Consider the following 22,406-nt stretch of genomic DNA (forward strand, 5'->3'; position numbering starts at 1 on the left):
GTTATCTCCTCCATCCGGCAGGCGGCGGGAGCCGGATGGCCGAAGCGGCGGCCGGCGTGCTGCGGCCAGACTGGTTTCATGACTTTCACTGACCCGCACCCGGAGTCTCCGGTTCCTGGCCCGCCGTCGCAACTTCCGGCTGAGCCCTACGCGTATCACCGGGCAGCTCTCGCCCGGCCCGGCAACAGGTGGTGGCATCCGCTGACCACCTTCCTGGTTGCCTTGGCTGTGTTCGTTGCCCTGATGCTGCTGGCAGTGGTTGCGCTGGTGGTGGCGGGCGTCTTCGTGCCGTCCATTGGCACCGCCGTGGACCGGGCGGTATCCGTAGACGCGGACTTCACCGATCCCGCCCAGTTGCTCTTTATGCTTGCCACAGTCTGCCTTCTGTGGCCCGCGGCAGCACTGGGCGTCCGCTGGGGCGGCCGGCGTCCGGCCGGCACACTCTCATCCGTCACCGGCCGGCTGCGCTGGCGCTTCTTTCCCCGCCTGCTCGGCTTGGCCGCTGTCCTTTTTGTGGTGTGGAACGGCCTGAGCCTGCTGTTGCCGGAGGCCTGGGTGCAGGGCGGTGAGGGCAGCCGGGACGGAAGTTCCGGCAACACGTGGCTTCTGCTGCTGGTGATCCTGGCCGTTGTGCCGCTTCAAGCCGCCGCCGAGGAATACGCCTTCCGCGGCCTGCTGATGCAGGGCATAGGTTCCTGGCTGCGGCATCCGGCCTTTGCGATCCTGCTCCCGGTTCCGTTGTTTGTACTCGGCCACGGGTACGGGCTCGTGGGGCAGATTGATGTTGCCGCCTTTGCCGTTGTCACGGGCTGGCTGGCCTGGCGAACCGGCGGCCTCGAGGCGGCAATCGCCCTGCATGTCATCAACAATGTGGGCGTTTTTGCTCTGGGGGCGGCCGGGCTGTCGGACCCCAACGCCACCGATATGCCGCTGGCGGCCCTGCCGTTTTCGCTGGCTTTCCTGCTGGCCTATGCACTGCTTGCGGTCCGCTGGTTTCCGGTTCCTGCGCATAATGCGCCGCAGGACAGGGCAGGAACCGGAAGCCCGCGGATAACCGTCAGCCCGAAAACCGGCGGCTAGGCCCGGCCCAGCACCGCCACCAGGAAGTCCGATTCCGGTGTGAACGGGCGCAGGTCCCACGTGGAGAAGCGCTGCTGCACCTCGAGTCCGGCCGCGGCGGCGTCGTCGAAGAACGTGTCGAAGGCGTAGCCGCGGTTGCCGCCGAAGCCCGTCACAATCCGCCCGTCCGCGGCCAGGTGGCTGCGCATCCGGGTCAGCACGTCCACGGCGGTGCCCGGGGCTAGGAACGTCATGACGTTGCCGGCGCAGACAATCAGGTCAAACGGCTCAGCCACGCCTTCGGCGGGCAGGTCCAGTTCGGCCAGGTCGCCGACGAACCACTGCACCTCCGGGAAGTCCTGCCGGGCGGCGTCGATCAATTCGGGGTCCACGTCCACGCCCACCACGGTGTGCCCGCGCCGGGCCAGTTCGCCGCCCACCCGGCCGGGACCGGCGCCGGCGTCGAGGATCCGGGCGCCGCGGGGCAGCATGGCGTCAATCAGCCGGGCTTCGCCGTGCAGGTCCGCACCGTCGCGGCGCATCTGCTCGAACCGGGAGATGTACCAGGCCGAGTGTCCGGGGTTCTGTCGCTTTTTGGCTTCCCAGAGGGTTTCGTGTCGCATGCTTCCAGCCTACGTCCGGGAGCGTGTGCGACGGCCCGGCCGGAGGGCAAACGGCGGCGTCCGGCCGTTGCCCGGATTTCCGGACTCCGATAGGCTCCCTAACATTCGACTAGGGGGGTCATGAAAGTGCAGAAGGATTTTGGACCGGGCCGGGCCGCCGCCCTGGCACTCGCAGTTCTGCTGGCGGCGGGCTGCAGCAGCGACGCCCAGGGCACCGCACGGTCGGCCCCTTCTACTCCAGCGCCACCTTCCGCGACGGCATCACCAACGGTGAAACCCACGGCAGTGTCCGCTGCCCCACCCCCCTCCTCCCCGGCGCCGGCCCCGTCGACGGCGGCGGCAGCCGACCCGTCCGTCCCACCGGTCCAGCGCAATCCCCAGCCGCTCAGTCCGGGCCAAACCCGGGAAGACCTGATTAACGCCGGCGTCTCACCCGAGGACGCTGCGGCCTGGCCCACGCTTCCAACCGTGACCGCCGAGGATGCGCGCCGGATAGTCGCGGACTCCCTGCAGAACAGCCCGGACCTGCTCTACGACGTCTTCGAAAACCCGGACGGAACCTTTGACGTCAAGGTAAGGGCCAAATCCATCATGGCCCAGGGCGGGAGCGGCACGGTGGGACTTTATGTGGTTTCCCAGAGCGGCGCCTACTCGCTCAAGTAACCCGTACGGCCCGGCGCCGTCGGACCCGGCCCGGGAATAGAAGGTGCACCGGGTGACTTGTACCGCCCATGAAAGCAATTGTGTACTCCGCCACAGGTCCTTCATCCGTCCTCTCGCTCACGGAGCGCGACGTCGCGGCGCCCGGCCCGGGCGAGGTCCGCGTCCGCGTGGCCGTCTCCGGTGTGAACCCCACCGATTGGAAGGCCAGGGCCGCCGGTGATCCTCCCTTCCCCGAGGTGGTGCCGAACCAGGACGGCGCCGGAACGGTTGACGCCGTCGGCGAGGGGGTCACCGATCTGCAGCCCGGAGACCGGGTGTGGATCTACCTCGCGGCCCACGGCCGGCCGACCGGAACCGCCCAGGAATTCACGGTTCTTCCCGCCGACCGGGCGGTGAAGCTGCCCGAGGGCATCGGGTTCGACGTCGCCGCCAGCCTCGGCGTGCCCGCCATGACCGCACATCGTGCCCTGACCGTGCACGAAGACGGACCGGCGCGGCTCGCTCCGGGCGCCTTGTCCGGACGGACGGTCCTGGTGCAGGGCGGGGCCGGAGCCGTGGGTCACGCCGCCATCCAGCTGGCCGTCTGGGCCGGCGCCACCGTGATCGCCACCGTCAGCAGCGACGCGAAAGCCGAACTGGCCCGCGCCGCCGGCGCGCACCGCGTTGTCCGCTACCCGGACGACGCCGAGGCGGACCGGATCCGCGAGATCGCCCCGGACGGCGTCGACCAGATAGTAGAGGTCTCCCCCGCACAGAATGCCGCCCTCGACGTGGAGGTGATCGCCAACCACGGCAGCATCGCTTATTACGCGAACAACAACGGCGAGGAGTTCACCGCGCCGATCGTCGCCAGCTTCGCCAAGAACGTGCGCTGGCAGGGCGTGCTCATCTACACGGTCGGCGAGGCGGCCCAACATGCCGCGGCGGAGGACATCACCGCCGCCCTGCGCGATGGCGTGCTGCCCGTGGGCGAGTCCGCCGGGCTGCCGCTGACCTGGTTCCCGCTGGAGGAAACCGCAGCCGCGCATGACGCCGTCGAAAACGGCACCACCGGCAAGATCCTGATCCGGGTAGAAAACGCTTAGTCAAGGGAAGTGCGGTCCGTTGCCGGACCGGGCGGGGGTTACGCCCGGCCGCGGCCGGGTGCACGATGGGGAATACCCACCGAGGCAGCTGGACCTGAGCCTCAACCCCCAGTGAGGAAAGGCAGAATCCCATGGCAGATTTGGGCGGCATGGCAGACAAGGCCAAGGACGCGGCCAAGGACCACCCCGAGCAGGTTGATCAGGCCAAGGACAAGGTCAAGGAGAAGATGAGCGGCAATAAGGACGAGGACCAGAAGTAGGTCCATGAACCAAAAGGCCGGGCCGCCCCTGCAGGGGCGGCCCGGCCTTTCCTCGCCTTCGGAGGCGGAGCAATGCACCGGTACCGGACAAAGGCTGTCCTCTTTATGAGGGAGACTCGAGGCATGCCCGGAACCTCAGCACCAGCCGTCCCCGAACTCACGGTGGCCGACGCCGCGGCGTGGCGGGCATGGCTGGAGAAACACGAATCGGCCAGCAACGGCGTCTGGCTCGTTCTCGCCAAGAAGGGGACCCAAACGCCAACGTCGTTGACCTATTCGCAGGCCCTGGAGGAAGCCCTGTGCAGCGGCTGGATAGACGGGCGAAGGAACTCCGTGGACCAGACGACTTACCGGCAGCACTTCACACCGCGGCGGGCCCGGTCGCTGTGGTCGAAGCGGAACATCGAACTGACTGCAGGACTCATTGCGGCCGGCCGAATGCGTGAGCGCGGCCACGCCGAGATCAGTCGGGCCCAAGCGGATGGCCGCTGGGAGAATGCCTACCCGGGAACTGCCGCATTGGACGTTCCTGCGGATCTGCAGGCCGCTCTCGACGCCCATCCCGCTGCAGCCGCCGCGTTTACCGCGCTCAGCCGCACGGCCCGGTATCCCGTCCTGCTTCAGATTGTTACCGCCACCAACGACGACGTGCGGGCGGCACGCATCCTCCGGCAGGTTGCCCGGTTGGCCGGAGGCCACGGATAGGAACATCGGCGCGGCAAGGTCTGGTCAGCTGATCCTGCCTGATTACCGATGAACCAGGTTCAGTTCGCGGACCAGCTCGTCAGGGTCGGCTACGTCGTAGAACCCCACCGCTTGCGCAGAACCGAAAGCAAAGAAATCCAACCCGGTGTTCTGGTAGGCAGCCGCCTGTAACGGGCTGTTTCCGAAAAGAACCGTGGCATGCCGGCCGTCCCGGGAGCGGGTGGTGCTGACCGGAACGCCCGACAGCCCCACCTCCTGCACTGCCCCCGGACGGGTGGACACGATTGCCCGCGAATCCGTCAGCCCGTAAACCGTGGACGCTTTGCGGCGTTTTTTATAGATGAAGCGTCCGAAGACCAGATACAGGCCCATCAGCACAAACGGGATCCCAAACAGGACAAACAGCAACGGGGCATCGCGGGTGACGGCCAGCCATTCCCACACAAACACGAAACCTGCCCAGAAAAGGCTGAACGGCACCAGGAAGAGATCGGCCTTGGCGAAACGGGATTTCGGATCCGGCCGCCCGCTCCAGCGGAGCTGCTCGCCGGGCCGCAGCAGGGGTCCGAGCCGTTGGTAGGCATCATTCATTCCCGGAGTCTTGCACCCGACCCGGCCGAGGGCAACGTAGGCAGGTAATTATGCTGGTCCCGGCCGCGTTGGCTGCGGCACACTGGTCGCGTGAGCGAAGACTCCTGGGTACTGCACGTTGACCTCGACCAGTTCATTGCGGCGGTCGAGGTGCTGCGCCGCCCCGAGCTGGCGGGCAAGCCGGTGATTGTCGGCGGGCGGGGCGACCCGACCGAACGGGCGGTAGTGTCCACCGCCTCCTACGAGGCACGGGCGTTTGGCGTCGGTTCCGGCATGCCGCTGCGGATTGCCGCCCGGAAGGTGCCCGACGCCGTGATCCTGCCGGTCGACGCCGACGCTTACCTCGCGGCATCGGAAACGGTGATGTCGACGCTGCGCGCCCAGCCCGGCGCCGTCGTGCAGGTGTTGGGCTGGGACGAGGCCTTCGTCGGCACGTCCACGAGCGATCCCGAGGCCTATGCGCGGGAGCTGCATGCAGCAGTCCTGGAGCAGTCGCAGCTGCACTGCAGCGTGGGCATCGGCGACACCCTGGTCCGGGCCAAAAACGCCACCGACCTCGGCAAGCCGGCCGGCGTCTTCCGCCTCACCAAGGAGAACTGGCTGGAGGTCATGGGTGGCCGGCCCACCAAGGAGCTGTGGGGCGTGGGGAATAAAATCTCCGGCAGGCTGGCAAAGATTGGGATCAAGACCGTGGCCGAACTCGCCGCCGCCGATCCGCAGTCCCTGGTCCCGGAATTCGGTCCCAAGATGGGTCCCTGGTACGCCGAGCTGGGCCGCGGGGACGGCAGCAGCACCGTGGATGACACCCCGTGGGTGGCCCGCGGGCACAGCCGGGAAACCACCTTCCAGCAGGACCTCAGCGACCCGGCGCAGGTGGAAGCCGCCGTCCGGGAGCTGGCCGCTCAGGTGCTGGAGGATGTCGCTGCAGAAGGCCGGCCGGTAATCGGGCTGACCCTGAAGGTCCGGTACGCCCCGTTCACCACCAAAACCCACGCGAAGAAGATTACCGAGACCTTCGACCGGGAGGACGTCCTCGCCCGCTCGCTGGACCTGGCCGGCGCCATCGAACCGGGCCGGCCCATCCGGCTGCTGGGCCTGCGTGCCGAAATGCCGATGCCCGACGACGCCCGGAAGGGGCACACGCCCACGCGCGGCGGGTGGTGAGCGTGCTGTGGCCGGCGCGGCGGCCTCCGCTCAGCCGTCCAGCTGAAGTGCCCTGGCCGCGACAGCCGAGACGCGCAGGAAATCGAGTTTCCCCGCAGCCTCGGATCCGGCGGCAGCGGTGTAGGCGACAATGTGCAGGTCCGTGCCGGCCACGGTGAAAATGTCGCAGTCCAGCTCCACGTCGCCGACGACGGCGTTTTGCACCACTTTCCTTTCGGACTGGTGCTCGCTGACGGTTCCGCTGTCCCACAGTGCGCGGAACCGTTCACTGGACGCTGTCAGATCAGCAACCAGCTCCTGCACCCTGCCGTCATGCGGGTACCGCCCGTGAGCGCGGCGCAGGTCCGACACCAGGGAGGCTTCAAAAATCTCCAGGCTGCCCTCCGGACAGATGATCCGGGTCCTGCTGCTGCCCAGCGTTCTCCCGGCAAAGTGCGAGCGCAGGAGATTGGGACGCCCCTTGTCGGGCGGGACGGGCTCCCCGAGAAGGGCCGCCCACAGCGGACTGAAGGTGAGCAGGTCCCAGGCACCGGTGAACACTGCCACCGGCACTTCACCGAGCCGCGCCACCAGCCGCTGCACACCGGGCGGGATATGCGTTGGAACTTCTCCGGGCCCGGGTGGAAGCAGCCCGGAAATCTCAAAGAGGTATGAGCGTTCGGTGTCGCTCAGCTGCAGCGCACGTGCCAGCGCCGCCGCCACCTGGGCGGAGGGCCGGCGGGCGCGGCCCTGCTCAAGGCGCACCAGGTAATCAACACTGAGGCCTGCCAGCTGGGCCAGCTCCTCCCGCTTCAGCCCCGGCGCCCGCCGGAACCCGTAGACGGGCAGACCCGCGTCCGCCGGCTGCAGGCGGTCACGCCAGGAACGGAGAAGGGCACCCAAGTCAGAATCCTGCATGGAGAGAGTCTGACAGCAGCACACCGGTTCTGGGTGGCACTGACAGTCCATATGCTGACCCGTGCCATGACATCCGTCCTCAGCGGATCAAGACTAAGGCCATGACAACAACACTGATTACCGGCGCCAACAAAGGCCTGGGTTATGAAACAGCACGCCGTCTCCTCGAAGCGGGGCATACCGTCTGGATGGGGGCACGCGATGAAATCCGCGGGCGGGAAGCGGCCGAAGCACTTGGCGGCACGTTCGTCCAGCTCGATGTCACCAGCGATTCCTCCGTGGAGGCCGCCGCCAAAACGGTGGCAGCCGCCGGCGGCCTGGACGTCCTGGTCAACAACGCGGGCATTCCCGGACCCTTCGCCCAGGCGGAAGAACTGACGGCAGCGGACGCAGAGGCGGTGTACGGCACCAATGTGGTGGGCATCGTCCGCATGATGCACGCTTTCCTACCGCTCCTGCGCGAGTCCGCCGAGGGAACGGTTGTGAACGTCACCAGCGGCGTGGGCTCCTTCGGCTTTGTACACGACCCGGAGCGCGTCGAGTCCACCGTGATGATGCCGCTCTACACCTCCTCCAAGTCCGCCGTCACCATGCTGACCGTGCAGTACGCCAAGGCGTTCCCTGAGCTTCGCATCAATGCTGCGGACCCGGGCTACACCGCCACTGATTTCAACGGGCGGCAGGGCACCCAAACAATACGCGAGGGAACGGACGCCATCGTGGAGCTGGCCACCCGCGGCGGCTCCGGCCCCACCGGCACGTTCATCGACAGGTCCGGCACCGCCCCCTTCTAGCACTCCGCCCCCTGCCCCTCACCATCTGCCCGGCCCGGCTCCCATCGGGCCGGGCAGCCTGCCCCGGGCAAATAGTCACCATGCTTCCGTTTTGACGCTTCGCTGTGACTGGTGCCATAGTCTACGGGTGCATCAGTCGTTAGCGGGCCGAACAATGTTGTGGGGTCCGCCGTCGTCCGTTTCGGCGGGCTCACTCCGAAGCGGCAAACTTGTTGAGGCACGCACACCGTAAACCTTGTCATTTTTCCCGGGCTTCGTTCACCGGCGAGCCGCCCGCCACCTTTCAGCCCGGGGCCAACCCCCGGGCTGAGCCGATCAAAGGACCGACCACCCATGACGCAGCAAGCGGCCCTCCCGGACTCCACGGTCCCGAAGGGCACTTCCGACGCCGGCATCGAACACGAGGACGAGGGGTACCACAAGGGGCTCAAGCCCCGGCAGGTCCAGATGATCGCGATCGGCGGGGCCATCGGCACCGGACTGTTCATGGGTGCCGGCGGACGCCTGGCCACGGCCGGTCCGTCGCTGGTCATCAGCTACGCCGTCTGCGGCTTCTTTGCCTTTATGATCCTGCGTGCCCTGGGCGAACTGGTAATGCACCGGCCCTCCTCCGGCTCGTTCGTCTCCTACGCCCGCGAGTTCTTCGGCGAGAAGGCGGCCTTCGTCTCCGGCTGGCTGTACTGGCTGAATTGGGCCATGACCGCCATCGTGGACATCACCGCCGTCGCGCTCTACATGAACTTCTTCAAGAAGTACTGGCCGCCGATCGCCGACGTGCCGCAGTGGACCTGGGCGCTGGCCGCCCTGATCCTGGTGCTGGGCCTGAACCTGATCAGCGTGAAGGTGTTCGGCGAACTTGAGTTCTGGTTCGCACTGATCAAGGTGGTGGCCCTGGTGTCCTTCCTGATCGTGGGCATCTGCTTTGTCATTTTCGGCACCCCGGTGGAGGGCCAGCAGGTGGGCTTCAGTCTCATCTCCGGCAACGGCGGCCTCTTCCCCAACGGCCTGCTGCCCGCCGTCGTCGTCCTGCAGGGCGTGGTCTTCGCCTACGCCTCGATCGAACTGATCGGCACCGCGGCCGGCGAAACCAAGCATCCGGAAAAGATCATGCCCAAGGCAATCAACACGGTGATCGTGCGCATCGCCGTGTTCTACGTCGGCACGCTCGTCCTGCTCTCGCTGCTGCTGCCCTACAGCTCCTACAAGGCCGGGGAAAGCCCGTTCGTCACGTTCTTCGGCTCCATCGGGGTGGACGGCGTGGACGCCATCATGAACCTGGTGGTCCTGACCGCGGCGCTGTCCTCGCTGAACGCCGGTCTGTACTCCACCGGCCGGATCATGCGCTCCATGTCCGTGGCCGGCTCCGCCCCGAAGTTCGCCGCCCGCATGAACAAGGCCGGTGTCCCCTACGGCGGCATCGCGCTGACCGCCGTGGTTGCCCTGCTCGGTGTGGTGCTCAACGCCGTGGTGCCCGCCGCAGCGTTCGAAATCGTCCTGAACGTCGCTTCCCTGGGCATCATCAGCACCTGGGCCATGATCGTCCTGTGCCAGATGGCACTGACCCGGCGGGCGAAGCGCGGCGAGCTGGAGCGGCCCGCCTTCCGGATGCCCGGTGCCCCGGTCAGCGGCTGGATCACGCTCGCGTTCCTGCTCGCCGTGCTGGTGCTGATGGCGTTCGATTCGCCAGTGGGCACCTGGACCATCGCCTCACTGGTGGTCATCATTCCGCTGCTGATGCTCGGCTGGCGGCTTTGCCGCGACCGCGTCACCGAGATCGCAGCAGCGCGGGAAGGCTACACCGGCATGCAGCCGGTGGTGGCCAACCGTACCGGTGCGGGCAACGAGTCCCGGGACTAACGGCCACCGGCTCTCGCCTCTGGTGCGGGGAGCCGGTCCCGCGCCCGGCTCAGCCGTTATAGGGTGCCTCGACGTCGATCACCCAGGTCACGCCGAAGCGGTCCGTGAGCATTCCGAACCCCGGGCTCCACGCGGAAGCGGCCAGCGGTTCGATGATCTGGGCGCCGTCGGCCAGCCCCTCCCACAGGGTCTCGACCTCCGACAGGCTCTGCCCGCGCAGGGACTGGAAAAATGTACGGTCGGTGATCGTGGCACCGTTCTCCCGCCGGGTGATGCCGGCGGTCTCGGCGGGGTCGGTGCTGTCCTGGCCGGGAATGTCGTAGGCCATCACTCGGAAACCGTCCTCGGATTCGACCTGCCCAAACACGATCTTGTCCGCGCCCGGGACCTCCTTCGGCATCCCGAAGTCGCCGTAGGTGGCGGCGGTCAACGTGCCGCCGAAGACTTTTTGGTAGAACTCCAGTGCCTGGCCTGCGGTTCCGCGGAAATTCAGGTGGGTGGTGGTGCTGATGCTCATGGGATCGGTCCTCTGCCTCGTCAACGGCCGCGTTTTGCGGCTCACCAACCAGACTGACCCTGGTAGCGGACAGGTTATGTCCTCTATTTCCGGGATACTTCAAACATGCCCGGAACCTCGTCCCGAATGCTCGCTTTGCTGTCGCTGCTTCAGTCCCGCCGGGACTGGCCGGGACAGGTCCTTGCGGAGCGCCTGGAGGTGACCTCCCGGACGGTTCGGCGCGATGTGGACCGGCTCCGTGAACTCGGGTATTCGATCACCGCGGTCAAAGGGCCCGACGGCGGCTACCGGTTGGCCGCGGGTGCGGAACTGCCGCCGCTGCTCTTTGATGACGAGCAGGCGGTGGCCATTGCAGTGGCGCTGCAAAGCGCGCCCTCCAGCGGGGTGGACCTCGACGACGCCGCGGCCCGGGCGCTGACGACGGTGAAGCAGGTCATGCCCTCCCGGCTGCGGCACCGCGTGGAGGGCATCCGGTTTACCGACGCCGGTCCAGCGGCCCGCGTGAATCCGAAAGTCCTCGAAACGGTCAGCCTGGCCACCCGGGATCAGCGCATTGTCCGCTTCGACTATGACGGGGACGAATCCGGGCCGCCCCGGCGCGCGGAGCCGCACGCCGTCGTCGCCTGGCAGGGCCGCTGGTACCTGGTGGCCTGGGACCTGAACAAAGCGGACTGGCGCATCTTCCGCCTGGACCGGATGGTGCCGAAATCTCCGGGCGGCGGACGGTTCACCCGGCGCGACATCCCGACCGGCGACGCTGGCTCCTTCCTTACTGCGCGGATGAAGGGCGCGAAGGGCGGTGACGCTTGGCCCTGTTTCGGAGAGTTTCTCCTTGAACTTCCCGCAACGGACATTGCACCGTGGCTTGGCGACGGGGAACTGCAGCAGGTGTCGGATACGGCCTGCCGCGTCCGGGTGGGATCCTGGTCCTGGGCCGGGCTGATGTCCTGGGCCCTGCGCTTCGACGCTCCGTTCACCGTCCTTGGTCCCGAGGCCTTCATCGACTCGGCCACCGGACTCGCCGCCCGGATCAGCACTGCCGGGGATGCCCGGGCCGGATCCGGCCCGTGATAAGCGGCCGATCACTGCCGCTGCCCCGTAGAGCACGATCCCCAGCACCGTGATGGTTGTTCCCGGGGAAAGCGGGCGGAAACATATCAGTCCTCATCATGCCCGTGGTCGTGGCCGTCATGCCCGTGCCCGTCATCGTGGTGGTCTCCGTGCCCGTGACCTGCACCTTCCGCTTCACCGGTGACAATGGCCATTTCCGTGGGAGCTTCGGGCAGGTCGAAGCTGGACAGGACGGTGCCGGCCGCGAGGTCCACGACGTGCAGCTTCTTCGCCGCGGGCTCGGTCACGTAGGCCAGTCCGTCGGCCCCCACCTTCACCGCCGGTGCAGGCAGCTGCCACTCCGCCGGCTCCTCCCAGGCTCCCACCACCGGAACCTCGTGGATGGTCTCGCCGGTCTCCTCGTCCAGGATCACCAGCTTGCCGTTGTACGTGAGCACCACGGCTTCGCCCTCAGGCCCCCTGGCCAGTGAACGGAACCAGTAGGCGGAACCCAGGTCAACGGTCTTGACGGCGCCGGCCACGGTATCGATCAGCCCGATGCGCGTGGGACGTTCCAGGTCGGCGTCGGGATCCGTTTTGTAGTCGGCGAGCACCACGGAGGACTCCGGACTGCCGAACAGGTTGCCCGAGCGCTGGTACGCCTCGGGTACCGGGACCTTGGAGAACGCGCCGTCACGGTAGATCACCGGGCCGTCCTCGCAGCCCAGCACCACTACGTCTCCCTGCGCGGTGGGTTTGGCGGTTGCCTCGCCGTGCACGCCGGGGCAGTCGGTGGTCTCCGTCAGCACCCCGCCGTCCGCGGAAAGCACGCGGACCATACTGCGGGACTCCTCCGTGCCGGCCGTGACCAGCAGGTTGCCATCCGCCAAGGGAACGGCAACGCCGTGGTGGGGAGCATCAGCCGCATACTCGTCCACCTCGTCCGGATCCACCCGTCCGTCCTCGAACGCGCCGGTGTCCATAAGGCTCGCCGTTCCGCTGCCGTCGGCAAAGAGCGCCGTCCGGCCCTCGTGAACGACGACGTGACCGGCTTCCGGGGCCTTGACGGCACCGCCGGTCAAGGCAGGGCCTTGTTCGTAATAGTGGTGGTGATCGCCGTGCCCCTGGACGATCAGGCCGCTGTCGAAGACGCGGAATTCGTCCCCGGCGCTGACGAGGACGTGCCGGCCGTCGCCGGCAGGGTTGAGGCGCAGGAACCCTTCGGTTTCTGTGGTTGCCAGCACTTTCCCGGTCTCAGTGTCCACGGTCAGCAGCCCGCCGTCGTAAGTCAGCACGGCCCGCGGGGCAAGCGCGCCGACCTCCTGGCGGTTGGCGGTTGCCGGGGAGGACGAACCGGTTTCCGTTTGGATCGGCGGGCTGGCGGTAGAGCAGGAGGACAGGAGCAGGGCACCGGTGACGGCTGCGGACAAGGGCAGGGGGACGGTTTTCACGTTCGACATGCCCCGAGGCTAATTGCAAATGATTCTCATTAGCAACCCTGGACCGGAGGGGCGGTAGTAATGAGACTCATTCGTAATAAGAGCCTGGTTGCTTGTAGGCTTCCCGGATGAGGTCGAACCGCTGATGGGGCACGGACACTCCCACTCCCCCGCTCCGCCGCTGTCCCGGAGCGCACGGGACCGCCGCCGTCGGGCCAATATCCTGCTGTCCGCCGTCCTGGTGCCGCTGGCCGTCCTCACTGCGGTGGCGATGCTGCTGATGTGGCCCACCGGCGAGCGCGGCGAGACGGGGCTGGGCAATCCGTACGGCGCCGCGCCGGGCGTGAGCTTTAAAACCGGAATCGTGCAGCAGGCCGGCGACGAGGGTTGCCCGGACCATGGCCAGGCCGGCAGTGATCTGGCCCTGCCGTGCCTGATCGCCTCCACCGCGCCCGACGACGGTGGCCCGGAGGTGCCGGTGGAAGTGACCCCCGAGGTGGCGCTTTCCCACGGCGTGGAGGCCGGCGACAGGATCCGCTATCTGGACCTGTCCGAGGTGATGCAGGGACAACCCGGGACCACATACGTTTTCGTCGACTTTGTCCGCACCGTACCGGTGATGCTCCTGGCGGCGCTGTACGCCGTGGTGGTGATAGCCGTGGCGCGCTGGCGGGGACTGCGGGCCATCATCGGACTGGTCGGAGCGTATGCCGTGCTGGTGGCATTTATGCTGCCGGCACTGATTGAGGGGCAGTCCGCACTTCCGGTGGCGCTGACCGGGTCAGCGGCCATCATGTTCGGAGTCCTGTACTTTGCGCACGGGTTTTCCGCCCGCACCTCCACCGCCCTGCTGGGCACGCTTTTCGGGCTGGGCATCATCACACTGCTGTCCCATTGGAGCACCCGGGCCGCATATCTAACCGGCGCCGGCAATGAGAGCACCTACCAGCTGATGAACGCGGCGCAGGACCTCTCGCTCTCCGGCCTGATCACCTGCGGACTGATCATTTCCGGGCTCGGGGTGCTCAACGACGTCACCATCACCCAGTCCTCCGCCGTCTGGGAACTGCATGAGCTCGCGCCCCGCACCAGCGCCCGTGAACTGTTCAGTTCGGCGATGCGCATTGGCCGGGACCACATTGCCTCCACCGTCTACACCATTGCCTTCGCCTACGCCGGAGCTGCCCTTCCGGTGCTGATCCTGGTCCTGCTTTACGACCGGTCATTGCTGGACGCGCTGACCTCCGGGGAGCTGGCCGAGGAAGTGGTCCGCACCTTTGCCGGATCCATCGGCCTGGTGCTCTCCGTTCCGGTGACCACCGCCGTGGCCGTGCTGGTGGTCAAGGCCACCGCCCGGGCGGACGGGGAGGAGGAAACACCAGCCCCGGAACCATCCGCTCTCCCTGCTAGGCCTGACGGGGTGCAGGCCTAAACCCGCGACCTCCCGGCGTCGTTCCCTACAGGTCGAAGGGCCGGCCGCAGTGCAGGTAATTGCACGCGGACGCGGAGTCCGCCTTCAGGACGCGGGGCGATCCTCAGGGTTCCGTCGTGGGCGGCAGCAATGCTTTTGACGATCGCCAGGCCCAGGCCGACGCCGGCCTGGTCGGTGTGGATGCGTTCGGTCCCCCGTTGGAACGGTTCGGTCAATGTGGAAACCAATTCGCGGGAAAGTCGTTCCCCTGTGTTCTCCACAGTGAGCGCCACGGTCCAGGAACCGGATTCAGCCTGGAGCCGCACCATTCCGCCTTCCGGCAGATTGTGCACGATGGCGTTGTGCAGCAGGTTGGTGGTCAATTGCAGCAGCAGTGCACGCGAGCCGCTGACAGGCCGGACCTCGCCGGATGTGTAGATGGTGATGCCGCGTTTCTCCGCCAGCGGGAGCAGCGTTTCAGCCGCTTCCTCGAGGAGGAGGGACAAGTCGACGGGTTCGTGGGAGAAGGACTTCCGATCCGCGCGGCTGAGAAGCAGCAGCGCTTCGGTAAGGTCGATCGCCCGGGTGTTCACGGCATAAAGCCGCTCGAGGAGCTCGGCATGGTCATGGCCCGGGTCGTTCCGGGCCACTTCGAGGAGGGTCTGCGAGATCGTCAGCGGGGTCCGCAATTCATGCGAGGCGTTGGCAGCGAAGCGCTGCTGTTCGGCCACGTGTGCTTCGAGCTGTCCAAGCATGGCATCGAAGCTGTCGGAAAGTTCGCGGAATTCATCCTTCGGGCCTTCCAACCGGATGCGGTGGGAAAGCGATCCGTTCATGGCCGCGAGCGTTGCAGCCCTGATCTGCGTCATCGGCGCGAGCATGCGCCCGGCGAGAAACCACCCTCCTCCCAGCCCAAGTACCAGCAGGAATCCCAGTGCCGTGGCAGCCCTTGGCGCAAAGGCCCGCCACAGGTCGGACCTGCCAGGAATAAAGGTAGCGGGGCCCCGCGTCTCCCAATCCGGCATGAATACAGCCTGCTCAGGTACGTACCGCAACAAAAAGACCCACACGACGGCGATGAGCAGGCTGCCTGCGGCTATCAGGAATATCGCATAGCTGAGGGCGAGCTTGAGACGGACGCTCAACCCCGGACGCCTATCCACGGCCTCCTGCCGGACTTTCGGCATCCGGCCCGGTATCGATGCGGTATCCGACGCCCGGCACCGTGGTGATGGCCCAGGGTTCACCCAGTCGTTTGCGCAACGCAGAGATGGTGATGCGCACGGCGTTGGTGAAGGGGTCCGCGTTCTCGTCCCATGCTTTTTCCAGGAGCTCTTCGGCGCTGACCACTCCGCCCTCGGCGGCAACCAGGACTTCCAGCACGGCGAACTGTTTGCGGGTCAGTGCAACATAGCGTCCGTCACGGAACACTTCCCGCCGGAAGGGGTCCAGCCGGAGGCCGGCAACCTCGGTGACCGGGGGCCGCGTGGGCGCCCGCCTTCGGCCGAGTGCCCTGATCCGCAGGACGAGTTCCCGGAATTCAAACGGTTTCGTGAGATAGTCGTCAGCGCCAAGCTCGAAACCGGACGCCTTGTCATCAATCCGGTCAGCCGCGGTGAGCATCAGAATCGGCATTCCGCTGCCTAAGGCGACGATGTGGTGGGCAATATCGTCTCCGGAGGGTCCGGGGATATCGCGGTCCAGGACCGCCAGGTCGTAGGAATTGACGCTCAGCAGTTCCAAAGCGGTATTGCCGTCACCGGCGGTGTCGGCGGCAATGGCTTCCAGGCGTAAACCGTCACGGATGGCGTCGGCCAGGAAGGGCTCGTCTTCGACGATCAACACACGCATACGCCCGATACTACGAGTTGATGCATATCAGCGGCGTATCCAAAACCCCGTACGGGCTGACAACACCCCGCAGCTTGGAGTGGTGGCATGACCCTTCATCACCCAGCCCGGACAGCACGCCGCAGCGGGTGGATCACGCTCGCCGTTGCCCTCCTCCTCAGCGCCGTCATCCTTGGTGCCCTCCAACATTCCCGGATCTCCGCCGGCGGACCCGAGCGGCCGGCCATTGGAGATTCCTTCCTGCCGGACGGAGACGGCGGGTTGGAAGCGCCCCTTTCCGAGGCCGACGGCCTGGTTCCCGAGGGCACCACTGCCTTCGACGACGGCGCCCCGGCCGTAGGCAACCTTGCACCGGACCTGCACGATGCACTTCGCATGGCGGTGTCGGACGCCGCGGACACCGGGATCGGCATTTCCATTACCAGCGGTTGGCGCTCCCGGAAGTACCAGGAGCAGCTGCTGCAGGACTCCATTGCCGATTACGGTTCGGAGACGGAAGCAGCCCGCTGGGTGGCCACGCCGGATACCTCCGCGCATGTGTCCGGGGACGCCGTCGACGTCGGACCCATGCCTGCCGCCCAGTGGCTGTCCGCACACGGTGCCCACTACGGGTTGTGCCAGATTTACGACAACGAACCCTGGCATTACGAGCTGCGTCCCGATGCCCGCCTTTATGGCTGCCCGGCCCGATATGCCGATCCGAGCCAGTGGTTGCAGTAGGCACCCGCCCGGCTCTACTGCAACCACTGCGATCCGCTAGTAGCGGATGGCGTCGATGACCTTCACCCGCACGGCCACCAACGCCGGGATGAGCCCGGCCAAGGCTCCGACAGCGGTCGCAGCACCCAAGCCGATCAGTGCGGCCTCCAGCGGAAACGGCGGCAGCTCGGACAGTCCCGAGGCCACCGTCCGTTGGACCACCGGCAGCTTGACCACCGCGATGGCGGCCATCACCCCCAGGATTCCGGCCACGAAGGTGGCTACCACCGACTCCAGCATCACGCCGAAGAAAATGCGCCCGGAAGTTGCCCCGAAGCTGCGCCGGATGCCGATCTCCCGGACCCGATAACGCACGGTCACCATTGAGATATTGAGCAGCCCAACGGCTCCCAGCAACATCACCAGCCCGGCAACGCCGGCGACTGCCCACTGCAGCCCGCCGAACGGATCACCCCAGGCCGCGTAGTCGGAGCGGTAGGCATCGATCTGGAGGTCGGGGAACCGGGCCTGAAGGTCGGCAGTGACGGTAGTAGACAACGCGTCGCTGTCCGCCTCCTGGACCCACATCTCCAGCCGCGGATAGTCCGCGGTCACTCCCAGCCGGGCGAACGCGTCGGACAGCATAATCGCCTGCGGCTCCTCCCCCGGGTACTGTTCCCGGGTCACGCCCACAATGACGGTCTCAATCGGCTGCCCGCCGGAAACGGACAGCACCGGATCAACGGCGAGGTCGGGACGTCCGATGGCGGTGTATAGCGCTTCATTGACCACCACGGCGGGGGCGAGCCGTTCGGTATCCGCCGCAGCAAACCAGGTCCCCTCCACCATGGGCACCCGGTGCATAACGCTGTAGGCCGGATCGACCACATTCACCGGCGTCTGCCGCACGCCTTGGGGAAGCTGGAAGGGTACCTGCCCCGAGGAAATCGCGGACGCATACTTCACGGCGTAGCGCTCGGCGACTTCCCGGTACGCCGACGTCGCCGCGCTGGAATCCGGACTGGACCCGTCCTTGCTGTACATCCCGACGGTTACCGTGGCAGGCCGGCCGCTCATTGCTTCCTGACTCTGCGCCATGGACTCGCGGACCATGTTGCCCAATCCGACCACAGTGGTGAGTGCGGCCACGGAAAGGGCCACGCCGATCAGGGCCAGCAGCACCCTCGTCTTGTGGATGCGCAGCTCGGCCCAGGCCTCCACCAGGGACCCGACAATCCCGGAGAGGCTCATGCTGCCACCGCCAGTCCGGGCTCAAGCTGGCCGTCCTGCAGCAGGAAGTGCTCCTGGGCAAGGGCCGCGACCTTGGGATCGTGGGTGATGGTCACCAGGGCAGCACCGGATTCCAGGGCCACCTCTGCCAACAGGTCCATAACGTATTGTCCCGTGCCGATATCGAGTGCACCGGTCGGCTCGTCAGCTAGGATCAGCTGCGGTGAGCGGACAAGGGCACGGGCAATGGCCACGCGCTGCTGCTCGCCGCCGGAAAGGTTCCGGGGCCGGTCCTGCAACCGGCCACCCAGCCCCACCCGGTCCAGCATCTGCGCGGCCAGGGCCTCCCGCTGCCAGAACTGCCTGCCCCGCGCATACAGGAGCGGCATCATGACGTTTTCCAACGCGGTCCGCTCAGCCAATAGGTTGAACTGCTGGAAGATGAAGCCCACGGATGCTCCCCGCGCAACAGCGCGGCGCTTTTCACCCAACTGGTTCACCGGCACCCCGGCGAACGTCATCTCTCCGGATGTGGGCAGATCCAGCAGGCCCAGGATGTTCAGCAGCGTCGACTTGCCGGACCCGGAGCGCCCCACGATGGAAAGGTGGTCCCCTGCATAGATGGCGAGATCGATGCCGGAGAGGATCTGCAGGTCCACCCCGTCCGGCAGGTGGACAGAGCGGGTGACCTGCGACAGCGCCACCAACGGCTCCTGCGGATTCCGGGAAGCACTCATCCGCCCATGCCTCCGCTCATCTGGTCCTGCTCCTCCGCCGGGGCGCCCGGAACAAACTGCAGGACCATCTCGCCTTCGGCAAGCCCGGAGGAAACCTCCACCATCTTTCCGTCATTCAGGCCCAGGGTGACTTTCCGTTCCTGTGCCTCGCCCGCGTTCGGCGATTCGCCGGAATTGTTCCCGGCCGCTGGGAGTACCCATACAACGCCGTTCTGCACAGTGCCGCGAACCGCCGTCGTCGGTACCGTTACAACGTTCTCGGCCCGGCCGGCGGTGATCTCAATGGTTGCGCCCAGGCCGCCAAAGACGGGGACATCCGCCGGAACGGCACAGCTTACGCTGCCGGCTGCGGGCTCCTGGGGAGCGCCGGCGGCGGGCTGTTCCCCGGCGGTCTCGACGCCGGCGGCGGGGGCCTTGCCCATGCTGACCTCGCTGCAGGGGAAGGGCGCCGGGCCGCCGTTCACCGTGACCGTGGCGGTGCTCGTCCGGCTGAGGATCCGGAACTGCTGGTCGGAAGTGAGCGTGCCGGTGACGGAGAAGGTGCCGGGATCCAGGGACGCGACCTCGGTGCCCACCGCCAGCTGCTGTTTGAGCAGCACGGACACCTGTGCCACGGTTCCCGGTGCAGTGGCAACCACATCGGCGTAGGTGTACAACTGCGCCGGCGGCGCCGCCGGGCGGTCAGACGCGTCCGAGGTATCGCTCGGGACCGCCGGCGCTGCGGGCTCCACCGGGATTTTCAACTGGACCAGGGGTGTCCCCTTCACGACCTCCTCACCTGGTTCGACGTAAATGAAGTCCACCGCGCCTTCGCCGGTGCTCTTGACCGTGACCGCCGGATTGCTGGCCACTGAGCCCTGGACCTGGAAAACGTTGTTGACCGTGCCTAATGCCGCCGGCACCAGAGGGGTGTTGATCTGTGCGGTGGGCATCTCGCCGCCGGACGACGCATCCGTGTTCAGACCGTCCACGAAAGCAAGCTTGAAAAGTGCAGCGGCTATGACGGCAAAGAGCACCAGCCATAAAACCGGAAAGATAAATCGGCGCGCGGTCATGAATTCCCCCGTATAAAAAGTTGTCGGGGCAGTCCGCTCCGATTCAAGTGGGACACTACCGACGACTGGCTCAATGGCCGAGCCGGACACGAATAGTCTCCGGATTTTCTCTCCGCTGGTGCATTCCACGTCCGCCGGCCTGCTGTTCTTGCTGATTTGCTGTCACTCACGGGTCCAGTTAAAAGGACACCGTGTTGCAGGTGCGTATGCGGTTTTCCATACGCGCACAATATGTTCCTGAGCACCCGGTCAGGCGGCTGGTGACCCAGTCCGCCTCTGCGGCCAGATCGGCTGCCTGCATCCCCCGTTCATCCTCTGGAAACAGCCCCGAAACTCCGGCTGGCTAGCTTGTTTGCACCAGCTAGAGGAGGACACCATGAACAGAATGCTGATCGGCCGCGAGGCCGCCGAGGTGCTAACCAAAGGACTGGGCCGCCGGGGATTCCTCGGCGCCGCAGCCGGGATAGGAGCCCTGGCTCTGACCACCGGGTGCACGCCCACAGCGGCGCAGGCACCGGCGAAGGCGGGAGCCACCGGCACGGGCACGCCCGGCACCCCCTCCGGCGCGACCACCGGCGCGGCGTCCGGCGCGGCGTCCGGCGCGATCCTGCAGCCGCACACCGGGGACATGCCCGGGGACCACTACCTGGCATCCACTCCCGAGGACGTTCTCTGGGGCTATGTCCCCACGGTGCATGCGACGCCGGTGGCGCGGATGAAGTCCGGGCAGACCATCACCATTGATGCCCTCTCGCATGAAGGAATCCTGGAGGACCAGGGACGTGACCCGTTGTCCTACTTCGGCAGACACGGCGTCGCAGAGGACGGGGTGCTGCAGGACGCCATCGACATTGCTGACGGTTACAACCGCACGCCGCGGAACTTCGATGCCGACGGGCCGCACGTGGTCACCGGCCCGGTGGCGGTGGAGGGGGCGGAGCCCGGTGATGTGCTGAAGATTGAAACCCTCGCCGCCGTGCCCCGCGTACCGTACGGCGTTGTCTCCAGCCGGCACGGCAAGGGAGCACTGGCGCTGCAGCAGGGCCCGTCGGCCCCTGCGGGCATCACCCTTGAGGAGGTCATGCCGCCGGCGGGTGAGGACAACCGGTCCTCCGGGATCCCTACGGATTACCACAACGTCTCGGTCTTTACTGCGATCGAAGACGGCAAGGGCGCCATGACCAGCGGCGATATGAAGGTCCGCTTCCCCCTGCGCCCGTTCATGGGCATGATGGGCGTGGCTTTCGCCGAGACCAGCGGTCTCACCGACCCGGAAGCAAACTCGATACCGCCCACTCTCGGCGGCGGCAACATCGACATCCGGCATCTGGGGCCCGGGTCCACGTTCTATCTGCCGGTGAAGGCCGACGGCGCGTTGTTCTATGTGGGCGATCCGCATATGGGCATGGGCGACGGCGAGGTGGCACTGACCGCGATGGAGGGCTCCCTGCGCGGCACCTTCCGGCTGACCGTCTGCAAACCCGGTGCCGGAGATGCCCCGGAACTGGCGCACAAATATCCATTCGGCGAAACGCAGGATGCCTGGATCCCCATTGGTTTGTCGGACCCGGACGGGCTGGCCGGCGGCGGAGTGGGCAGCGACCTGAATGTGGCTATGCGCCGGGCCGTAGTCAACGCGCTGGACTTCCTGGAGCAGGAGAAGGGCATGGACCGGGCCGTGGCCTACGCCTATCTCTCCGCCGCTGCGGACTTCGCCGTGTCCCAGGTGGTGGACCGGACCGTGGGCGTGCACGGGCTGATCCGGAAGGCAGATTTCAGCTAGGCCGCGGCCGCTCCCCTACAGCCGGACCGTCCCCTGGATGCAGCCGGTGGCCTCGCCGCCCACCCAAATGTCCCCGTCCCGGAGGCTGACGTGTACACGACCGCGGCGGCCCAGGACGGTCCCTTGGGCTGCCGTGTACGGCGGTGCGGCGACGCCGCTGTCGATCAGCCAGCGGGCGAGTCCGGCGTTCAGGCTGCCGGTGACGGCGTCCTCCCAGACGGGGTCCCCTCCGACGAAGGCCCGCACCTCGAAAGAGGTTTCTCCGTCGGGTTCGTGCGGGCCGACAACGCCGATTTCCAGTTCTCCGGCCTTGCCCGGGTCCGGTTCCAAGTCGAGGACCTCCCGGGCCGAGGCAAGGCGCACACCGATCCACTTTGGGCCGTTGACCAGCCAGGACGCGGCAACAATGTCCTGGCGCGGGATGCCCAGGACCGCGGCAATCCGGACGGTCAGCGCTTCGTCCGCCGGTTCGTAGCGGGTGAGCGGAGGCGCCTCGAAGGCCAGCTGGTCCTCCGTAACCCGGACCGGGATCAGGCCGGCAGCGCATTCCTGGATCACGGTTCCGCCGGCCCGCGGGGTTCCTCCGGCATCCAGCCAGGCCTTGGCCGAACCCAGGGTGGGATGGCCGGCGAACGGCAGTTCCTCCTTGCCGGTGAAGATCCGCACCCGGTAGTCGGCCGCTGCGGTGGTCGGGGGCAGGAGGAAGGTTGTCTCCGACAAGTTGGTCCAACTGGCAAACCGCTGCATCTCCTCGGCGCTCAGCCCGTCGGCGTCGTGAACCACGGCCAAGGCATTGCCCCGGTACGGCTCATGGGAGAAGACATCAACTTCGCTGTAGGGACGCGCTTTCATGGCTCGACTGTAACAACCCGCCTCAGGATGAAGTTGTAGTGTGGAATTGGATGCCGCCCAGGGGCGTTAAGACATACGAGCGGT

Annotated in this window: 23 protein-coding genes; 12 read left to right on the forward strand and 11 right to left on the reverse strand. The window is 66.8% G+C overall.

Annotated features, from left to right (window positions below; translation table 11 throughout):
• Window positions 1–78 precede the first annotated feature (78 nt).
• Entirely contained in the window at window positions 79–1,080 is a 1,002-nt protein-coding gene (locus AC5RUF_RS02010) for a CPBP family intramembrane glutamic endopeptidase (protein WP_494129538.1), read from the forward strand.
• On the opposite strand, the gene AC5RUF_RS02015 is transcribed toward AC5RUF_RS02010, so the two are convergent.
• A complete protein-coding gene (locus tag AC5RUF_RS02015) occupies window positions 1,077–1,682 on the reverse strand; it encodes a class I SAM-dependent methyltransferase (RefSeq protein WP_494129539.1) in 606 nt (201 codons plus the stop codon). The two genes, AC5RUF_RS02010 and AC5RUF_RS02015, sit on opposite strands and share 4 nt — an antisense overlap.
• Window positions 1,683–2,150: 468 nt before the next feature.
• Here AC5RUF_RS02015 and AC5RUF_RS02020 point away from each other — a divergent pair, with 468 nt between their 5' ends.
• The 4 genes from AC5RUF_RS02020 (at window position 2,151) to AC5RUF_RS02035 (ending at window position 4,395) form a co-directional block, all read left to right on the forward strand.
• On the forward strand, window positions 2,151–2,345 hold the full coding sequence (locus AC5RUF_RS02020; protein ID WP_494129540.1) for a hypothetical protein: 195 nt from the start codon (window positions 2,151–2,153) through the stop codon (window positions 2,343–2,345).
• Between the two features lie 68 nt (window positions 2,346–2,413).
• The gene (locus AC5RUF_RS02025) at window positions 2,414–3,430 is read left to right on the forward strand and encodes an NADPH:quinone reductase (RefSeq protein WP_494129541.1); all 1,017 of its coding nucleotides are present in this window, start codon (window positions 2,414–2,416) and stop codon (window positions 3,428–3,430) included.
• Window positions 3,431–3,561: 131 nt separating this feature from the next.
• Window positions 3,562–3,690: a hypothetical protein gene (locus AC5RUF_RS02030; RefSeq protein WP_493998146.1), complete on the forward strand. Its 129-nt coding sequence runs from the start codon at window positions 3,562–3,564 to the stop codon at window positions 3,688–3,690.
• A gap of 123 nt (window positions 3,691–3,813) precedes the next feature.
• On the forward strand, window positions 3,814–4,395 hold the full coding sequence (locus tag AC5RUF_RS02035) for a YdeI/OmpD-associated family protein (protein ID WP_493998147.1): 582 nt from the start codon (window positions 3,814–3,816) through the stop codon (window positions 4,393–4,395).
• A 42-nt stretch (window positions 4,396–4,437) separates the two neighbouring features.
• Here AC5RUF_RS02035 and AC5RUF_RS02040 read toward each other — a convergent pair whose 3' ends face one another.
• Window positions 4,438–4,986, reverse strand: coding sequence for a hypothetical protein (locus tag AC5RUF_RS02040; protein ID WP_493998148.1), 549 nt, complete (start codon window positions 4,984–4,986; stop codon window positions 4,438–4,440).
• Between the two features lie 90 nt (window positions 4,987–5,076).
• On the opposite strand from AC5RUF_RS02040, the gene AC5RUF_RS02045 reads away from it, so the two are divergent.
• Window positions 5,077–6,150, forward strand: a complete 1,074-nt coding sequence (locus AC5RUF_RS02045) for a DNA polymerase IV (RefSeq protein ID WP_494129542.1) — start codon at window positions 5,077–5,079, stop codon at window positions 6,148–6,150.
• Window positions 6,151–6,180: 30 nt separating this feature from the next.
• Here AC5RUF_RS02045 and AC5RUF_RS02050 read toward each other — a convergent pair whose 3' ends face one another.
• Entirely contained in the window at window positions 6,181–7,047 is an 867-nt protein-coding gene (locus tag AC5RUF_RS02050) for a helix-turn-helix domain-containing protein (protein ID WP_494129543.1), read from the reverse strand.
• A gap of 101 nt (window positions 7,048–7,148) precedes the next feature.
• Here AC5RUF_RS02050 and AC5RUF_RS02055 point away from each other — a divergent pair, with 101 nt between their 5' ends.
• Window positions 7,149–7,841 carry an SDR family NAD(P)-dependent oxidoreductase gene (locus AC5RUF_RS02055; RefSeq protein ID WP_493996260.1) on the forward strand — a complete coding sequence of 231 codons (693 nt, stop codon included), beginning with the start codon at window positions 7,149–7,151 and terminating at the stop codon, window positions 7,839–7,841.
• Window positions 7,842–8,174: 333 nt separating this feature from the next.
• Window positions 8,175–9,698, forward strand: a complete 1,524-nt coding sequence (locus AC5RUF_RS02060; RefSeq protein ID WP_493996261.1) for an amino acid permease — start codon at window positions 8,175–8,177, stop codon at window positions 9,696–9,698.
• 49 nt (window positions 9,699–9,747) lie between these two features.
• On the opposite strand, the gene AC5RUF_RS02065 is transcribed toward AC5RUF_RS02060, so the two are convergent.
• The gene (locus tag AC5RUF_RS02065; protein WP_494129544.1) at window positions 9,748–10,215 is read right to left on the reverse strand and encodes a VOC family protein; all 468 of its coding nucleotides are present in this window, start codon (window positions 10,213–10,215) and stop codon (window positions 9,748–9,750) included.
• 105 nt (window positions 10,216–10,320) lie between these two features.
• Between AC5RUF_RS02065 and AC5RUF_RS02070 the strand changes: the two genes are divergently transcribed.
• Window positions 10,321–11,286: a helix-turn-helix transcriptional regulator gene (locus AC5RUF_RS02070; protein ID WP_494129545.1), complete on the forward strand. Its 966-nt coding sequence runs from the start codon at window positions 10,321–10,323 to the stop codon at window positions 11,284–11,286.
• Window positions 11,287–11,372: 86 nt separating this feature from the next.
• Here AC5RUF_RS02070 and AC5RUF_RS02075 read toward each other — a convergent pair whose 3' ends face one another.
• A complete protein-coding gene (locus tag AC5RUF_RS02075; protein WP_494129546.1) occupies window positions 11,373–12,725 on the reverse strand; it encodes a hypothetical protein in 1,353 nt (450 codons plus the stop codon).
• Window positions 12,726–12,849: 124 nt separating this feature from the next.
• On the opposite strand from AC5RUF_RS02075, the gene AC5RUF_RS02080 reads away from it, so the two are divergent.
• Window positions 12,850–14,136 carry a YibE/F family protein gene (locus tag AC5RUF_RS02080; protein ID WP_494129597.1) on the forward strand — a complete coding sequence of 429 codons (1,287 nt, stop codon included), beginning with the start codon at window positions 12,850–12,852 and terminating at the stop codon, window positions 14,134–14,136.
• On the opposite strand, the gene AC5RUF_RS02085 is transcribed toward AC5RUF_RS02080, so the two are convergent.
• Together AC5RUF_RS02085 and AC5RUF_RS02090 are read right to left on the reverse strand one after the other, a co-directional pair.
• Window positions 14,133–15,260, reverse strand: a complete 1,128-nt coding sequence (locus tag AC5RUF_RS02085; RefSeq protein WP_494129547.1) for a sensor histidine kinase — start codon at window positions 15,258–15,260, stop codon at window positions 14,133–14,135. The genes AC5RUF_RS02080 and AC5RUF_RS02085 overlap by 4 nt on opposite strands.
• Before the next feature lie 10 nt (window positions 15,261–15,270).
• Window positions 15,271–15,966 carry a response regulator transcription factor gene (locus AC5RUF_RS02090; protein ID WP_493996266.1) on the reverse strand — a complete coding sequence of 232 codons (696 nt, stop codon included), beginning with the start codon at window positions 15,964–15,966 and terminating at the stop codon, window positions 15,271–15,273.
• A gap of 87 nt (window positions 15,967–16,053) precedes the next feature.
• On the opposite strand from AC5RUF_RS02090, the gene AC5RUF_RS02095 reads away from it, so the two are divergent.
• The gene (locus AC5RUF_RS02095) at window positions 16,054–16,686 is read left to right on the forward strand and encodes a M15 family metallopeptidase (protein ID WP_494129548.1); all 633 of its coding nucleotides are present in this window, start codon (window positions 16,054–16,056) and stop codon (window positions 16,684–16,686) included.
• Between the two features lie 36 nt (window positions 16,687–16,722).
• Here AC5RUF_RS02095 and AC5RUF_RS02100 read toward each other — a convergent pair whose 3' ends face one another.
• The 3 genes from AC5RUF_RS02100 to AC5RUF_RS02110 are packed head-to-tail and all read right to left on the reverse strand — an operon-like array spanning window position 16,723 to window position 19,603.
• The gene (locus AC5RUF_RS02100) at window positions 16,723–17,916 is read right to left on the reverse strand and encodes an ABC transporter permease (protein ID WP_493996268.1); all 1,194 of its coding nucleotides are present in this window, start codon (window positions 17,914–17,916) and stop codon (window positions 16,723–16,725) included.
• Window positions 17,913–18,632, reverse strand: a complete 720-nt coding sequence (locus tag AC5RUF_RS02105) for an ABC transporter ATP-binding protein (RefSeq protein WP_493996269.1) — start codon at window positions 18,630–18,632, stop codon at window positions 17,913–17,915. Before AC5RUF_RS02105 ends, AC5RUF_RS02100 begins: the two co-directional genes overlap by 4 nt.
• Window positions 18,629–19,603 carry an efflux RND transporter periplasmic adaptor subunit gene (locus tag AC5RUF_RS02110; RefSeq protein WP_494129549.1) on the reverse strand — a complete coding sequence of 325 codons (975 nt, stop codon included), beginning with the start codon at window positions 19,601–19,603 and terminating at the stop codon, window positions 18,629–18,631. Before AC5RUF_RS02110 ends, AC5RUF_RS02105 begins: the two co-directional genes overlap by 4 nt.
• Before the next feature lie 460 nt (window positions 19,604–20,063).
• On the opposite strand from AC5RUF_RS02110, the gene AC5RUF_RS02115 reads away from it, so the two are divergent.
• Window positions 20,064–21,470, forward strand: coding sequence for an acetamidase/formamidase family protein (locus AC5RUF_RS02115; protein ID WP_494129550.1), 1,407 nt, complete (start codon window positions 20,064–20,066; stop codon window positions 21,468–21,470).
• A 15-nt stretch (window positions 21,471–21,485) separates the two neighbouring features.
• Here AC5RUF_RS02115 and AC5RUF_RS02120 read toward each other — a convergent pair whose 3' ends face one another.
• The gene (locus tag AC5RUF_RS02120; RefSeq protein WP_493997784.1) at window positions 21,486–22,322 is read right to left on the reverse strand and encodes a PhzF family phenazine biosynthesis protein; all 837 of its coding nucleotides are present in this window, start codon (window positions 22,320–22,322) and stop codon (window positions 21,486–21,488) included.
• Between the last annotated feature and the right edge of the window lie 84 nt (window positions 22,323–22,406).

Source organism: Arthrobacter sp. Y3224198, assembly GCF_059090025.1.